This window comes from Serratia sp. CY33525, assembly GCF_052169115.1.
GTDB lineage: Bacteria > Pseudomonadota > Gammaproteobacteria > Enterobacterales > Enterobacteriaceae > Serratia > Serratia sarumanii.
The window spans coordinates 599,254-614,658 of the sequence record NZ_JBJNLK010000001.1 but is presented as its reverse complement, the minus strand read 5'-3'; the positions used below and the strand labels follow the sequence as shown (position 1 = coordinate 614,658).

General features: G+C 57.9%; 15 protein-coding genes. 8 read left to right on the top strand and 7 right to left on the bottom strand.

Annotated elements, in window-relative coordinates; genetic code table 11:
• Positions 1–11: 11 nt before the first annotated feature.
• The 4 genes from spt to ACJ8IM_RS02940 are packed head-to-tail and all read right to left on the bottom strand — an operon-like array spanning position 12 to position 4,113.
• Positions 12–1,184: a serine palmitoyltransferase gene (gene spt / locus ACJ8IM_RS02955; RefSeq protein ID WP_004935542.1), complete on the bottom strand. Its 1,173-nt coding sequence runs from the start codon at positions 1,182–1,184 to the stop codon at positions 12–14.
• Positions 1,171–1,431 carry an acyl carrier protein gene (locus tag ACJ8IM_RS02950; protein WP_015378483.1) on the bottom strand — a complete coding sequence of 87 codons (261 nt, stop codon included), beginning with the start codon at positions 1,429–1,431 and terminating at the stop codon, positions 1,171–1,173. Before ACJ8IM_RS02950 ends, spt begins: the two co-directional genes overlap by 14 nt.
• Before the next feature lie 31 nt (positions 1,432–1,462).
• Positions 1,463–2,377 (bottom strand): NAD-dependent epimerase/dehydratase family protein, encoded by a 915-nt coding sequence (locus ACJ8IM_RS02945; protein WP_033655212.1) that lies wholly within the window; start codon positions 2,375–2,377, stop codon positions 1,463–1,465.
• Entirely contained in the window at positions 2,374–4,113 is a 1,740-nt protein-coding gene (locus ACJ8IM_RS02940; RefSeq protein WP_033655213.1) for a fatty acyl-AMP ligase, read from the bottom strand. The genes ACJ8IM_RS02945 and ACJ8IM_RS02940 overlap by 4 nt, the downstream gene beginning before the upstream one ends.
• A 738-nt stretch (positions 4,114–4,851) precedes the next feature.
• Here ACJ8IM_RS02940 and ACJ8IM_RS02935 point away from each other — a divergent pair.
• The 3 genes from ACJ8IM_RS02935 to ACJ8IM_RS02925 all read left to right on the top strand — a co-directional run bounded on the left by ACJ8IM_RS02935 (position 4,852) and on the right by ACJ8IM_RS02925 (position 7,553).
• Entirely contained in the window at positions 4,852–5,976 is a 1,125-nt protein-coding gene (locus ACJ8IM_RS02935; RefSeq protein ID WP_033655214.1) for a hypothetical protein, read from the top strand.
• A 219-nt stretch (positions 5,977–6,195) separates the two neighbouring features.
• Positions 6,196–6,561: a diacylglycerol kinase gene (locus tag ACJ8IM_RS02930; RefSeq protein WP_033635218.1), complete on the top strand. Its 366-nt coding sequence runs from the start codon at positions 6,196–6,198 to the stop codon at positions 6,559–6,561.
• A gap of 92 nt (positions 6,562–6,653) precedes the next feature.
• The gene (locus ACJ8IM_RS02925) at positions 6,654–7,553 is read left to right on the top strand and encodes a LysR family transcriptional regulator (protein WP_033647959.1); all 900 of its coding nucleotides are present in this window, start codon (positions 6,654–6,656) and stop codon (positions 7,551–7,553) included.
• Here ACJ8IM_RS02925 and ACJ8IM_RS02920 read toward each other — a convergent pair.
• Together ACJ8IM_RS02920 and ACJ8IM_RS02915 are read right to left on the bottom strand one after the other, a co-directional pair.
• Positions 7,528–8,334, bottom strand: coding sequence for a substrate-binding domain-containing protein (locus ACJ8IM_RS02920; protein ID WP_033655215.1), 807 nt, complete (start codon positions 8,332–8,334; stop codon positions 7,528–7,530). The two genes, ACJ8IM_RS02925 and ACJ8IM_RS02920, sit on opposite strands and share 26 nt — an antisense overlap.
• 27 nt (positions 8,335–8,361) lie before the next feature.
• Positions 8,362–9,657, bottom strand: coding sequence for an MFS transporter (locus ACJ8IM_RS02915; protein WP_033655216.1), 1,296 nt, complete (start codon positions 9,655–9,657; stop codon positions 8,362–8,364).
• A 439-nt stretch (positions 9,658–10,096) separates the two neighbouring features.
• On the opposite strand from ACJ8IM_RS02915, the gene ACJ8IM_RS02910 reads away from it, so the two are divergent.
• The 3 genes from ACJ8IM_RS02910 to ACJ8IM_RS02900 all read left to right on the top strand — a co-directional run bounded on the left by ACJ8IM_RS02910 (position 10,097) and on the right by ACJ8IM_RS02900 (position 12,374).
• Positions 10,097–10,450, top strand: a complete 354-nt coding sequence (locus ACJ8IM_RS02910; RefSeq protein WP_033655217.1) for a type II toxin-antitoxin system RelE/ParE family toxin — start codon at positions 10,097–10,099, stop codon at positions 10,448–10,450.
• Positions 10,451–10,454: 4 nt separating this feature from the next.
• Positions 10,455–10,757: an XRE family transcriptional regulator gene (locus tag ACJ8IM_RS02905; RefSeq protein WP_033635213.1), complete on the top strand. Its 303-nt coding sequence runs from the start codon at positions 10,455–10,457 to the stop codon at positions 10,755–10,757.
• A gap of 408 nt (positions 10,758–11,165) precedes the next feature.
• A complete protein-coding gene (locus tag ACJ8IM_RS02900; RefSeq protein WP_033655218.1) occupies positions 11,166–12,374 on the top strand; it encodes an aldose 1-epimerase family protein in 1,209 nt (402 codons plus the stop codon).
• Between the two features lie 136 nt (positions 12,375–12,510).
• Here the strand turns inward: ACJ8IM_RS02900 and ACJ8IM_RS02895 are convergent, their stop codons facing one another.
• Complete coding sequence (locus ACJ8IM_RS02895) at positions 12,511–13,407, bottom strand: LysR family transcriptional regulator (RefSeq protein ID WP_033655219.1); 897 nt, start codon at positions 13,405–13,407, stop codon at positions 12,511–12,513.
• Between the two features lie 138 nt (positions 13,408–13,545).
• Here ACJ8IM_RS02895 and ACJ8IM_RS02890 point away from each other — a divergent pair, with 138 nt between their 5' ends.
• The gene (locus ACJ8IM_RS02890; RefSeq protein ID WP_033655220.1) at positions 13,546–14,466 is read left to right on the top strand and encodes an alpha/beta hydrolase; all 921 of its coding nucleotides are present in this window, start codon (positions 13,546–13,548) and stop codon (positions 14,464–14,466) included.
• On the top strand, positions 14,466–15,401 hold the full coding sequence (locus ACJ8IM_RS02885; RefSeq protein WP_033655221.1) for an alpha/beta hydrolase: 936 nt from the start codon (positions 14,466–14,468) through the stop codon (positions 15,399–15,401). The genes ACJ8IM_RS02890 and ACJ8IM_RS02885 overlap by 1 nt, the downstream gene beginning before the upstream one ends.
• Positions 15,402–15,405 lie beyond the last annotated feature (4 nt).

Here is a 15,405-nt window from a genome sequence, read left to right as displayed (position 1 = left end):
AGGGAAAGGCCTTATTTTTTCAGCGCCGCAAAGGCGCGCACGATGGTGTCAATCTCTTCATCGCTGTGCGCGGCATTGACGCTGCAGCGCAGCAGGGTGACGCCCGCCGGCGCGGCCGGTGGCAGCACCAGGTTTACATACACGCCGTGGGCGATCAGCTCGCGCCAGAAACGCAGCCCTTCTTCCTTCGAACCGATCATCACCGGCACCACCGGGCTGATGCGCGGCCCCAGGGTATACCCCAGCTCGGCGAGGCCGTGGTACAGGCGGTGCGCGTTGCTCCACAGCTTTTCCCGCAGTTCGGGATGGCGCGCGATTTTTTGCAGCGCCGTGCGCACCGACGCGATGCTCGACGGCGACGGCGACGCGGTAAAGATATACGGCCGGCTGCTGTAGCGCAGCACGTCCATCCCCTTGCCGCCAACGGCGAAACCGCCGATCGAAGCCAGGCTTTTGCTGAAGGTGCCCAGGATGATATCCACGTCTTGCTCGACGCCCAGCGCTTCGGCCAAGCCGCGGCCGTGCTCGCCCATCACGCCGAAGGAGTGCGCTTCGTCGACCAGCAGATACCCGCCGAGCCGCCGCTTGATGTCGACGATTTCCACCAGCGGGGCGACGTCGCCCAGCATGCTGTAGATGCCTTCCACGATAATGATCGCCTCGCGCGCACGCTCGCCCAGGCGCACCATGCGGCGCTCCAGATCGGCGGCGTCATTGTGGCGGAAGCGAATAATCTCCGCGCCGCCGAGGGCGCAGGCGTCGTAAATGCTCGCGTGGCTGTCCGCGTCGATCAACACCACGGCGCCCGGCCCTGCCAGCGTGCTGATGACGCCCAGGTTGGCGGTATAGCCGGTGGAGAACACGATGGCGCTGGGGCGATCGAAGAATTCCGCCAGCTCCCGCTCCAGCGTCAGGTGCGATCCGTAGCTGCCGTTCGCCATGCGCGAGCCGGTGGTGCCGGTGCCGAGCGCGGCCAGGGCCGCCTGGCCGGCGGCGATCGCCTGCGCATCGAACGTCAGGCCAAGGTAATTATTGGTGCCGGCGAGGACAATCTTTTGATCGCCGATGCGGCCCTGGGTGGCGGAATAGACTTCGTCGATGCAGGTGCCGAACGGATTCAGACCGGACGTTTGAAATTGTTCGCGGTCATTGGCGAGGCGCGCAAACTTATCATACAGTCCCATGGTTTTTCTCCAGATAAGGGCGCAGCGCGTCAAGCAGTTGCTCAGGCGTTCTGACATCAAGCAATATATTGATAGGAATGGAGATATCTAATTCATCTTCCAGCATCATCAGCAGATCCAGGACTCTGATGGATTCCAGGCCAAGATCATTGACGAGATCGCTATCAGGTTTTATTTCCACTCCGCCTTCGACGATACCTTGCAAACACGTCAGGATATAATCCATTACAGCATCGCGATTTAGCATAAGAACGTTGACACACCTCTATTTGGAATAATTAAAACAGCCCTTCGCGCAGCGCGCGCTCCAAACTTACCTGTGGAAACCAATTAATCTGTTGCGACAGCGCGTGATTACTGGCGGACCAGTCGTGATGGGTTAATTCGCGTATTTTGCTGCGCGTCAGCATCGGCTCCTGTTTTGCCAGGCGGTTCCACACCACGCTGATATCCGCCAGGGCTTTCAGCAGCGGTAGCGGAATGCCCACCAGGCGCACCGGCCCGTGCCGCACGGCGGCGCCGATGTCCCGCAGGCGCAGCCAGTTATAGCCTTCGGCCACGCCGTCGCACAGTTCGTAAATATTCGGCTGCGCGGGTTCGGCCTGCACCCATTGGCTGACCGCCTTGGCCAAATCGCTCACGTGCAGAAAAGAGAGCCTGGCGTCAGGCGCGCCCAGCCGGGGTAGCACGCCGCGCAGCAGGCCGTTGAACAGCGGTTTCAGCTCTTTATCGCCGGGCCCGTAAACCGCCGTCGGGCGGAAAATCCCCAGCGCGATCTCGCCGGTGGCGGCGATGAGTTGCTGCTCGGCGGCCTGTTTTGAATGGGCGTACCAGGACAGCGCCGGATGGCGGGCCGCCAGCGACGACATGAACAGGAAGCGACGGCAGCGGCCGTTCTGTTTGGCCGCCTGCATCAGGTTCAGGCTGCCGGTGACGTTGCAGCGGGTGAACACCGCTTCCGCATGCCCGCGCACCTGGCCCGCACAGTGCACGACGCACTCCGCGCCGCGCACCAGCTCGGTGAGCGAGGGCCGATCCTCCAGCGCGCCGGGGATCCACTGCAGGTTGTCGGCGGCGGCTTTTCCCGCGCGCCGCGTCAGGGCGCGCACGTTAAACCCTTGCGCCAGCAGTTCCTGGACGATGTGCCGGCCGATAAAACCGGTCGCGCCCGTCACTGCCACCGTGCCGCTCATTGCGCGAAACCGGCCAGCTGCGGCATGTGCGGGTAGAGCGAGGCGCTCAGCCAGCGTTTTTTGGCCTCCGCACGCGCGGGTTTGCCCGACGACGTGCGGGGAATGCTGTGCGGCGGCAGCAGCTCGATGTCCACCGCGATGCCGAACTCGCTTTGAATGCGCGCGCTCAGCGAACGCACGATTTGTTCCCGGCGTTCTTCCGAGCTGACTCGGCACTGGATTTGCAAAATGATCCTGGCCGCTTCGTCGTGCTCTTCGGTTACGAAGGCGATCGCATCGCCGGAACGGATTTCCGGTTCGGATTCCGCGACGTACTCGATATCCTGCGGCCAGATATTGCGGCCGCGAATGATGATCAAATCCTTCTTGCGGCCGGTGACGTACAGATAGCCGTCCAGCAGGTAGCCCAGATCGCCGGTATCCATCCAGCCGGTCACCTGAATTTGCTGCTGGGACTCGTCGTCGCAGAAATAGCCGTTCATCAGGCTGGGGCCGGAGATCGTGATATGGCCGACCTGGCGTTCCGGCAGCGGTTGCCCGGTTTCGCTGCGGATCTCGATGCGGTGGCCGGGCAGCGCTCGGCCGCAGTTGACGAAGGTCGAGACGGCGCGGGTTTTCTTGCCGGGCGCGACCGCTTTACCCTCGTACTCCAAAATATCGCGGTCGACCGCGTTGGTTTGCGGGCCGGAGCAGGGATCGGAAAAACTCACCGCCAGGGTGTTCTCGGCCAGGCCGTAGCACGGCATGAAGGCTTTGCTGTCGAAGTTGATGCTGCTGAAGTGTTCGCCGAACTGGCCGAGCAGCTCGGCCGGGATCGGCTCGGCGCCCACGCCCGCGACCCGCCAGCTGGAAAGATCCAGATCGGCCAGCTCTTTGGCGTTGCTGCGGCGCAGGCACAGATCGTAGCCGAACGGCGGGGCGACGGACACCGTGCCGCGATTTTTGGCGATCAGTTTCAGCCATTGCATCGGGCGCATGGCGAAATCTTGCGTGCGCAGGTAATCGACGGACAGCTGGGTCGCCACCGGCGTTAGCAGGAAACCGACCAGGCCCATATCGTGATAGAAGGGCAGCCACGAAACGCAGCGGTCGCCCGCGCGCAGCTTGATCCCGTCGCGACTGATCGCGTTCAGGTTCGCCATCGCCGCCCGCTGGGTAATGATCACGCCGCGCGGAAAGCGGGTGCTGCCCGAGGTGTATTGGAGATAGGCGATGTCGTCGGGCGAAGGTGCGGGCAAAGCGATTTCCGGCTCCGGCAAGGCGTTAAAATCCGCATCGCTGAGGATGTGCAGCGCCGAGGTGTTTTCCGTGGCTGAGGCGATCAGCGGCGTCCACTCTTCACTGCTGACGATCGCCGCGGGATTGCAGCTGGCGATCAGCCCTTTCAGTTTGGCGGTGTAGGAGTCGCGTTGGCCCACGCCCATCGGGATCGCCAACGGCACCGCCACCAGGCCGGCGTATTGGCAAGCGAAAAAGGCTTCGACGAATCCCGCGCTGGTTTCGGCGATAAGCGCCACGCGATCGCCTTTCTTGAGTTTCAGGGACAATAAACGCCGCGCGCCCGAGATCGCTTTTTGCTGTAGCGTGCGATATTCGAGAACGGTCACGAGTTGATTGCGACGGTCGTAAAAATTCATTCCCGTATTGCCCAGCGCCGCGTAATCCAACGCGTCCACTAAGGTGGGGAAGTCCGCATAGCGCATGGGAAGAGAATGAACGGAACTTGTTTCAGACATAGACAAACTTAGCCATAGATTAAAAATCACCAAAAGAGAGAAATCGCTCTTGGCGAGGTAATTGATGTTTTACTATGAATAGGTTTTGAATAAGTTTGTTATTCAACCATCTTCATTCCGCGAACAGCGTATATTGCCGTGCTTGAGGGCACGCCGGTTATTAACCGGGCAGAGCGTGAGTAGCCCGTGTTATCAGCCTTGAGCGGCACCCTGGCGATATACGAAAGACTATTGTAATATCCGGGCTGCGCCGTTCTTTAGCCTGTCTCTTTCGGGCAGGAAATAACTGTCGGCTCATAGGTTATGACCTCATACATGGCTATCTTGGAACTTAAACACTTCCTAAACAGTATGCCGCAAGAAATCCAAAAGTGAACGATTCATTTAAGGCTAATCTTAAAAAGAGCATTAAGTGGTAAAGATGGTGGTACACCTCCTGATTAAAGTCGGTACACTAAAAGCGGCGAGTTTCTTTTGCCATAACAGCACAAAATAATAAAAGAGCACCATTAGCGTAGCCTGGCTGCGCCGCTTTCTGTTTCCTTTTTTTATCAATTACGGACATCAAAGGGTGAATGTCGGGCGCAATAATGCGCTGATTCACAGGGGGTAATATTCGGTTTTTCTTATCATTGAACCGGAGGCAATACACAATCCAATAAATGAGAACAGCATAAAAAATGCTAAAGGCGTTGTCGCGCGCTTATTTAATTATTTTATTAAAACGTAAGGCTATTTATGATCCGTGTTGAGAAAGTTCTGAGTAAACGCGAACTTAAAGAATTTATTGCTTTCCCCTCGCAACTGTTTCGCGATGATCCGAACTGGATTGAGCCGCTGCATGTAGAGCGCGAAGAGCACCTGTCAAAGAAGAATCCCGGCACCGACCATATTGAATGGCAGGCATGGGTGGCCAAAAAACAGGGCAAAGTCGTTGGGCGCATCACGGCGCAAATCGATGCTCTGCACCGGGAGTTGCATGGCGAGGATACCGGCCATTTCGGCATGATTGACGCCGTTGACGATCCCGCCGTTTTCAGCACTTTATTCACGGTGGCGGAGGAGTGGCTGAGGTCGAAAGGCGCGCGCAAAATCACCGGGCCGTTCAGCCTCAATATCAATCAGGAAAGCGGCCTGTTGGTCGAAGGATTCGATACGCCGCCTTCCGCCCTGATGACGCACGCGAAGCCCTACTATGCGGCGCAAATAGCGCAGCAGGGCTACAGCGAAGGGATTGATTTGCTTGCCTATTGGATGAAAAGAACCGACCTGCATTTTTCGCCGTCGTTAACCCGGATGATGGAGCAGGTGCGCAAAAAGGTGACCGTTCGCCGCCTCAACCGCAAGCGCTTTCGCGAGGAGATGCAGGTGCTGCGCGAGGTGTTCAACTCCGGATGGCAGCATAACTGGGGGTTTGTCCCGTTCACCGAGCACGAGTTCGCCACCATGGGGGATCAGCTGAAGTTCCTGGTGCCCGACGATATGATCCATATCGCCGAGGTGGATGGCGCCCCCTGCGCCTTTATCGTCGGTCTGCCGAACATCAACGAAGCGATTGCCGATCTGCAGGGGCGGTTATTGCCGTTCGGCTGGGCGAAGCTCTTGTGGCGGCTGAAAGTCAGCGGCGTGCGCACCGCGCGCGTGCCGTTGATGGGCGTGCGCCAGGAATATCAATTCAGCCGCATCGGGCCGATTATTGCGCTGCTGCTGATTGAGGCGCTGCGCGAGCCTTTCGCCAAGCGCAATATCGACGCGCTGGAAATGTCGTGGATCCTGGAAACCAATACCGGCATGCGGACGATTTTAGAACGCATCGGCGCGGTTCCCTATAAGCGCTACCGCTTATACGAGAAAACGCTTTAACCGGCTGATAACGCATCGCCTTTTCACGTTCTCAGAATAATAACCGCGCCGGGGCATTTTCGGGCGGTGCCGTTTCAGGGGCAGGGTGACGGCGCGTGAGTGCATGCATCGCCTCCGGGAAGAGAACGGTTAAGGCCTTTAATTAATAAACTCGAGATAAATTCACGCCGCGTGATTTATTCGCGAGTGATTGTGGCAGTATTGACGAGAGCTGATTGCATGCCTGTGGAAAAGAAAAAAGGAATAAGCCGATTAACCTACAGCATAAGGAATTCCTGGGCCGGATTTATTGACGCCGTGCTTACCGAAGATGCGTTTCGCCAATTATTGGTTATTAACGCCATTTTACTGGTTGTTACATTTGGTTTAGATATTACAAATATAGAACGGCTGTTATTAATCGCCTGCAGTTTTCTGCTATTGGTGGTTGAGCTGCTTAATACGGCGATTGAAACCGTGGTCGATCGCATTTCGCTGGAATTACATCCGTTATCCAAACGCGCTAAAGATCTGGGCGGCGCTGCGCAGCTGGTGGCGGTGGTGATGACTATCATTATTTGGGGAATGGTGCTGCTGGGGCGATAAGGGCTTGGGTGGCTCAATTGCCAGGCCGGTTGCCGTGGCGCTCTAAGCGGTTATCATCGATGTTTTGCGTTCAGCAAGGAGAGTCGGCCGCTATGCCCGTGAATTTTGATCTCAACGATCTTTATGCCTTCCGCGCGCTGGTGGAGTACGGCAATTTTCGGCTGGCAGCAGAATCCATCTGCCTGTCGCAGTCGGCCCTGAGCCGCAGGATTGAGAAGCTGGAAAACGCGCTGGGCAGCAAACTGTTCGATCGTACTACCCGGCGCGTGACGCTGACGCTGTACGGGCAGGCGTTTGCCGAGCGTTCGGATCAGCTGCTGATGAATGTCGAAGCGGTGTTGGCCGATATCGATAAGGTCAGCCAGGAGCGTACCGGGCTGGTCACCGTCGCCACGGTGCCGTCGGCGGCCTACTATTTCATGCCCGACGTGATACGCCGTTTCCGGCTTCGCTATCCGCGCGTGCGCGTTAAGCTGATCGACGGCAGCGCGGGCAATGTGATTGAGGCGGTCACCGGCGGCCAGGCTGACTTCGGCATCTGCTTTGCCGGGCGGCTGCAGCCTAACCTTGAATTTGTGCCGTTGGTGGGGGACGTTTACGTGGCCGCCTGCCGGCGCGATCATCCGCTCGCCGCTAAAAAGAGCCTCACCTGGCGGGAATTTTATCAGCAGGATTACGTGTCGCTGGATAAAACCTCCGGCAATCGCAATCTGCTCGATCAGCGCCTGGAACACCTCGTGCCGGAGCGCCCCAGCGTGTGCGAAACTCGCCATGTGACGACCATGCTGGGCATGGTTGAGGCGGGTATCGGCATTGCCGCCGTGCCCGCCATGTCGATGCCCGCTTCAGAGCATTCGGTGTTGACGTCGGTGCCGCTGGTCGAGCCGGTGGTGAAACGCACCGTGGGCCTGATCCGGCGCGGCGGCCGCATGCAGTCTTTCGTCGCCGCCGAGCTGGAAAAGCTGATTACTGAACGGTATCACTCTGCCTGACCGGCTGCTGCGCCGGCACGCTTCGCATGCCGGTCGCGCGAATGGTCGGCTGTGCCTGAGAGGAGGCGAGGAACTCCAGCAGCGCTTTGCCTTCGCGGCGATGTTCCGCCTTGGCCGTTACCGCGCCGGCGAAGCGGGTGATGTACTGCACGTTTTCCGGCAGTTCGCCGATAAAGGTGACGCCCGCCACGGGCAGCAATTCGCTGACCTGCTGGAAGCCCAACGCGTATTTCCCCTGCGCCACTTCAGAGGCAACCGGGATGCGCTCAACTATGTGCGCTTTTCCTTTCACTTGTTCCTCGATGCCCAGCTTTTTGAACAGTTGGCCGCTGACGTAGCGGCCGCTGGCGCTGTCGGAATAGGCGAAAGAGTCGGCTTGCAGCAAGGCATTGCGCAGCTCGGCATCCGTTTTTATCGCCGGCTTGGGCGCGCCCTGTTTCACCACCATGCCGATCGGCGAATCGGCCAGCTCCACGCGCGAACCCCGCTGGATCCAGCCGCCTTTGTCCAGTTGGGTCAGCGCGTCGCCCACCATGATCACCACATCGGCTTGCTCTCCGCGCGCCAGCCGCGCGGGGATCGCCTGCGGCGTTTTCCCCATGGAAGGGCCGGACACCAGAATGATTTTGTCGCCGCTTTGGGCTTCATATTCCGGGGCCAGTTTCTCCAGCGCGGCCTTGAAGCCGCCGGAGATCATCACGGTCACGTCTTTGGCCAGCGCCGCGGTGCTGAAAGAGGCGCACACCAGCGCGGCGAGGATCGAACGAGTGAGTTTCTGCATGGCATGATTCCTTATGGCGATGGCGCGTTAGCGTGCGGTTTGCAGCGGCATGGCGATGCGGCGATACAGATACAGCGTCGCCAGCAAGGCGCACAGCGCGGCGAAGCTCATCCAGTAGCCCGGTGAAGCCTTATCGCCGGTGTATTCGATCAACGCGGTGGAGATCACCGGCGTAAAGCCGCCGAACACCGCCGTTGCCAGGCTGTAGGCCAGCGAGAACCCGGCCACCCGCACTTCCGTTGGCATGATCTCGGTTAAGGCCGGGATCATGGCGCCGTTGTAGAGGCCGTAAATGAAGGACAGCCACAGCAGCACGGCCAGCATCATGCTGAAGCTGGGGGCGGCGGCGAGCAGGCTCAGCGCCGGGTAGGCGGTGGCCAGCGTCAGCAGCGTCATGGCGACCAGCACCGGCTTGCGGCCGAAGCGATCCGACAGCGCACCGCCGATGGGCAGCCAGATGAAGTTGGAAATCGCGACCAGTAAAGTGACCAGCAAGCTGTCGGAGGCGCTGAGCAACAGCACCTTTTTGCCGAAGGTCGGCGCATACACGGTGATCAGGTAAAACGCGGTGGTGGTCATGGCGACCATCAGCATGCCGGCCATCACCACCGGCCAGTTTTTCAGCAGGGTTTTAAACACGTCGCGCATCGCCAGGTGGTGGCGGCGGGCGGTAAATTCCCGCGTCTCTTCCAGCTTGCGGCGCAGCAAGAAGATGAAGGGAACAATCAGGCAGCCGAACAGGAAAGGCAGGCGCCAGCCCCATTCGCGAATGGCGCTTTCTTCCAGCGCCGCATTGAGCGCGAAGCCCATCGCTGCCGCCACCATGATCGCCACCTGCTGGCTGCCGGACTGCCAGCTGGTGTAGAAGCCCTTACGGCCCGGCGTGGCGATTTCGGCCAGATAGACGGACACGCCGCCCAGCTCCGCGCCCGCCGAGAAGCCTTGCAACAGGCGCCCGCACAGCACCAGCAGCGGCGCCCAAAGCCCGATGCTCTGGTAAGAGGGGATCAGCACGATCAGGAAGGTGCCAGCGGCCATGATCGACAGGGTGACGATCAGCCCTTTGCGGCGGCCGACTTTATCGATGTAGGCGCCCAGCACGATGGCGCCAATGGGGCGCATCAGAAAACCGGCGCCGAATACCGCGAAGGTCATCATCAGCGAGGCGAACTCGCTGCTGGCCGGGAAAAAGGTGTGTGCGATGTAGGTGGCGTAAAAGCCGAACAGAAAGAAGTCGAACTGTTCCAGAAAGTTGCCGGAGGTGACGCGCAGGATCGCGCCAGCTCTGGCCCGGGTGGTCATGGGTGAGGTAGAGGAATGCATCTTTATCTCCAGTTTGTTATGGGCGCCTGACGCCGCGCCTGTTGCTGAAGACTCGCTCAGGAAAATAAACTAAATAAGCGCAATAAACGCATGGCGCGATGCGTGTGGCGCATCAATCGCCGTTAACAATGTTGCCTAACCTGATGTAACGTGGCGTTAACAAACTTATCGCTCGCCGCCCGCGGCGCAGAGCGCCGAAAACGTTATGCGCATTTTGTGACAGGGTTCATAAAGGGGCGGCGGGGAAACGCCCCGTGCCTCTGACCGATTGTTCGATGCCGCTCGTAAAAAGGTGAATGCCTCGCACTGCGTTTGCAAAATGCGTGGATGTACGTTCAGCCTTGCAGTAACAACGCACGCCTTTGCATGTCATCCCGGCACCTCTCTGCTATAGCTTTACATCTATATAGTTGTTGATCTATATTTGCAGGGAGGTCCCGTGTGGGAAATTAAAACAACGGATGCGTTTGATAACTGGTTTAGCTCACTCCACGATGCCGATCGGGCTGGCGTGCTTGCCGCATTGATGATCCTGCGGGAAAAGGGGCCGGGGCTGCCCAGACCCTATGCCGATACGGTTAAAGGTTCGCGTTACAGCAATATGAAAGAGCTGCGCATTCAGAGCCGTGGCGAACCGTTGCGGACATTCTTCGCCTTCGATCCGTACCGTAACGGCATTGTGCTTTGCGCGGGCAATAAAGCCGGTAATGAAAAACGTTTTTACGATCGGATGATCCAGGCTGCCGATCGGGAATTCACGAACTGGCTGAACACATTAAACGAGAAGGAGTGACGCGATGGGCAGAACGCTGGAACAGCTTATTGCGGATGAAAAGCCCGAGGTCGTGGCCAAAGCGCAAGCGCTGGCGGCTGACATCATGCTGAACATCCACCTTGCCGAGCTGCGCGAGAAGGTGCAGAAAACGCAGGTTGAAATGGCGCAGGCGCTGGGTATCCGGCAACCGACCGTTGCCGTGATGGAAAAACCGGGCCGCGATCTGAAACTGTCTTCGCTAAAACGCTATGTTGAGGCGGCCGGCGGCAAGCTGCGCCTGGATGTTGAACTGCCGGACGGCTCTCACTACGAATTTGTGCTGTAAGCGCTAACGGCAGAAAAGCAAAAATCCCGCTCGGGTTTCCCTGAGCGGGCTGTTCGCAATATGGCGCCCCCGATATCAGGAGGCAGCCGTGAAAGCAAAGAGGCTCAAGGCGTGCTGGCTGTATGGGCGCTGCCGTTTGAGCCAGATAGCGTTAACAAGTCACCCGCCGTACCTTCGCGATAAACCATCCCCTGCTCAAAGCTGAAACGATACGACTTATGTTGATTAATCGCTCATTTAACGTGCAATAACTCAACGTGTTTCATTAAAACTGCGAACAAATTCGTATTTTTATCGCACTATTTATTCAAATATTCACCCGGTGAAGTTCATCACATTTCTTTAACCTGCTTAACAGTAGATTTCTCTCGTGAGTAAAAAAATCGATTCAGCTAAAGGGGAAGGGAAATGAAGAAAACGTGGGTTATGGCGGTGTTTTCGGCCCTGATTTCAGGGCAGGCGGCGGCGCAGAGTTGGGTGCTGACCAGCGCTGAAGATGGCGTGGAGAAAGGAAACTGGAAGATTTCGAGTGAAGCGCTGAAGGTTAAAGATAAAACGTTCAGCATTGAGCAGAAAGTGTTGCACGGCGGCAAGCAGGAAGGCAGCAAAGTCGTGATTATCCGCAGCGAGGATGGCCTGACCATCACGCTGAGTCCCACGCGCGGCATGAACCTCCTGCGGGCGGAAGGATTTGGCGCGAAAATGGGGTGGGATTCTCCGGTCAAAGAGGTGGTCAACCCCGCCTTTATCAACCTGGAAAGCCGCAATGGGCTCGGCTGGCTGGAAGGTTTCAATGAGATGATGGTGCGCTGCGGCTATGAGTGGACTGGTCATCCGGTGACCGAAGGAGGGCAAATTTACACCTTGCACGGTAAAGCGGGCAATACGCCGGCCTCACTGGTTGAGGTTGAGGTAGCGGATACGGCGCCGTATGAAATTCGTATTCGCGGCCTGATCAAAGAGAGCACATTCAAAAAAGCCGATCTGCAAACCCTGACCGAACTGCGCTACGTACCCGGCAGCAACAGTTTCAGCCTGCATGATGTGTTAACCAACCGGGCGGATTATCCCCACGACTACCAGATTATCTACCACAGCAATTTCGGCGCGCCGATTCTGGAAAATGGCGCCCGCTTCCTGGCGCCGATGGCCAGCATCAGCCCGTTTAACGACTATGCCAAAGCCGGGTTGAAGACCTGGGGAACCTATGCCGGCCCCACCAAAGGGTTCGATGAAATGGTCTTTAACATTAAGCCCTTATCGGATCCGAATCATCAGACACTGGCGGCGCTGGTCAATCACGCGGGCGACAAAGGGGTGGCGATTCAGTTCGATACCCGCCAATTGCCCGTCCTGACGCTGTGGAAGAATACCGATACGTTAAAACAGGGATATGTGACGGGGATTGAGCCGGGCACCAGCTATGCCTACCCGGTCACCATCGAGCGCGAACAAAAACGCGTTAAGCAATTGCAGCCTGGCGCCAGTGCGCAGTTTGATCTGACCTATACCTTGCTGCACAGCAAAGCGCAGGTGGCGGATCTGGAGAGGAAGATTGCTGATATTCAGGGTAAGGTAAAAATTGATGAAAATGCCGCGCCGATAGCCAAAGAGTAACGTTGCCTGTCGACGCATTTAGCGTGAAAGCAAAAAGCCCGCTCGGGTTTCCCTGAGCGGGCTTTTCTAAATATGGCTCTTCTGATGTCGGTGTGCTGTCAGAGCGAATTCTGGCGGCAGAACGCAACTTCGGGGTTTATGTTCCATTAAACTTCAGCACATCAATGAGCAGGGAAAAGGCAGAGCCTGGGTGTTTGCGATGCGGGTAGTAAAGGTGATATCCCGGTAAATCCGGGGTGAACTTATCCAGCACGCGGACGAGCTTTTTTTCATCAATGGCGGCCTGTACCTGATCGTAGGGTAGGTAGGCCAGGCCGTGCCCGTCGATAGCGGCATCCAGGATCAGGTCGATGGTGTTTAACAAGAGTTGGCCTTCCATGCGAACCCGGACTTCACGCCCGCCGCGGATGAGTCTCCAGCGGTTGGCGGTGCCCGATGTGGGAAGATAGAGGTTAATTGCCTGATGATCGACCAGGTGCGCCACCGATGTCGGGGTGCCTCGTCGGGCAAGATAATCAGGCGCGCTAACGATCGCCATCGGAATGTCAGGCCCAATACGCACGGCAATCATATCTTTATCCATCTCTCCCCCCAGACGGACGCCGGCATCGAAACGCTCGGCGACCACATCGCTCAGGCCGTAATCGATGACGAGCTGTACGTCAATTTCAGGGTGGGATTTCAACAGCGTGCGCATGGCCGGCAGCAACAGCGTTTTTGCCGCATGTTCAACCGTGGTAATGCGTATCGTACCGGATGGCCGATCGCGCAGGTCGCCCAGCGAGGTCATGACCGCATCTAAATCATGCAGCATAGGGCCAAGGGTCGATAAGAGTTGCTCTCCGGCCTCGGTGGGGACCACGCTGCGCGTGGTGCGCGTCAGCAGACGAAACCCCAGCCGTTCTTCAATGCGCCGGACTATCTGGCTTAACGCCGACTGCGCCATGCCCAGACGGGCGGCGGCCCGGGTGAAGCTGCGTTCCTCCGCGACCACGACGAATGCCACCAGATCGGCTATCTCATCACGTTTCATCTCTGTTTCACGCTCAGTTGATTAATCATTTAAATGATAGGTTCAATCATGATTTTGGGTCTAATCATCTGAATGTTCAATATCTATAGTGATAACACCAAACGTTGCAGTTAACCGATAGCCCCTACGAGGAACCGGATGATGAACCAGAAAATCAGCTTCACTAATAGCAATAACCCGATGATTGATCTCTCTGCCGTGCTCTACTTCCCGCCGGCATTCGACGCGAGCCGCCAGTATCCGGCCATCGTCGTTTCTCACCCGGGCGGCGGCGTGAAAGAACAAACCGCCGGCACCTACGCCGCAAAACTGGCAGAGCAGGGTTTTGTGACCGTAGCCTACGATGCCTCTTACCAGGGGGAAAGCGGCGGCGTCCCCCGTCAGTTGGAAAACCCCTATATCCGTACCGAAGACGTCAGCGCGGTGATTGACTACCTGACCACGTTGCCTTATGTCGATAATGCGCGCATTGGCGCAATGGGGATTTGCGCCGGCGCGGGCTATACCGCCAACGCCGCGATCCAGGATCGCCGCATTAAGGCGATCGGCACCGTCAGCGCCGTCAATATCGGCTCGATGTTTCGCAACGGGTGGGAAAACAATGTGAAGTCCATTGATGCGCTGCCGTATGTTGAGGCCGGCTCCAACGCCCGTACTGGCGATATCAACAGCGGTGAACATGCCACCATGCCGCTGGCGCCTATGAAAGAATCCGATGCGCCGAACGAAGAGCTGCGCCAGGCCTGGGAGTATTACCACACTCCGCGCGCGCAATATCCGACGGCGCCTGGCTATGCGACACTGCGCAGTCTCAACCAGATCATTACCTACGACGCCTACCACATGGCTGAAGTGTATCTGGCCCAGCCGATGCAGATCGTGGCGGGTAGCGTGGCGGGCAGTAAATGGATGAGCGATGACTTATACGATCGTGCATCAAGCAATGATAAGCGCTACCACATCGTCGAAGGCGCTAACCATATGGATCTGTATGACGGCAAAGCCTATGTCGCCGAAGCCGTTTCCGTCCTGGCACCGTTCTTTGAGGAGACGCTGTAATGAAAAACGTCCGCATCCAAAATGCAGATATGGCCTGGCACATCGCCGCCAACATTCAGCTGCCGCTGGGGTTTGATGAATCTAGACGTTACCCGACGGTGGTCAGCGTCCATCCTTTCGGCAGCTGTAAGGAACAGACCTCCGGCAATGTTTATGGCAAAGCGCTGGCGGAGCAGGGGTACGTCGTTATCGCCTATGACGCCAGTTTTCAGGGCGGATCCGGCGGAGCGCCGCGCTGGATAGAAGATCCGGCTCAGCGCGTAGAGGACATCAGCCGCGTCATCGACTACGCCGTCACCTTGCCGTATGTCGATGCGGATCGTATCGGCGTGCTGGGCATTTGCGGCGGTGGCGGCTATGCCGTCAATGCCACCCTGACGGAGAAACGCATCAAAGCCGTGGTGAGCATCACTGGCGTTAATATTGGGCGACTCTTCCGCGAGGGCTTCAGCAGTTACGATCCGCTAGCGGCGCTGGATGCGATGGCTGCGCAGCGCACCCTTGAAGCGCGCGGCGGTGAGCTCCAGGTGAACGAATTGCTGCCCGCCAGCCCGGAGGCGGCAACTGTCCACGGGCTCACAGAGCGCGATGTTTTTGAAGCGACGGACTATTACAAGACCGCGCGCGGTCAGCAGCCGGGCGGGGCAACGCGCATGCTGTTCTCGCACGCGCAAAAAACGCTGGCCTGGGATGCCTTCGCGTTTACCGAGCTGCTGCTGACTCAGCCGGTGATGGTGGTGGTGGGTGAGAAAGTCGGCGCCTTTGGCGCCTATCGCGATGGTATGGAAGTCTATGGACGCGCAACGGCTTCAGCACATCGCGAGCTGGTGTCGTTAGCGGACTTTTCACATTACGAGCTGTATGACAAACCGGAAGCCGTTCGCAAAGCGCTGGACAAGGTGTTGCCGTTTTTCGCCGCGCACCTGGGCGAATAATCGA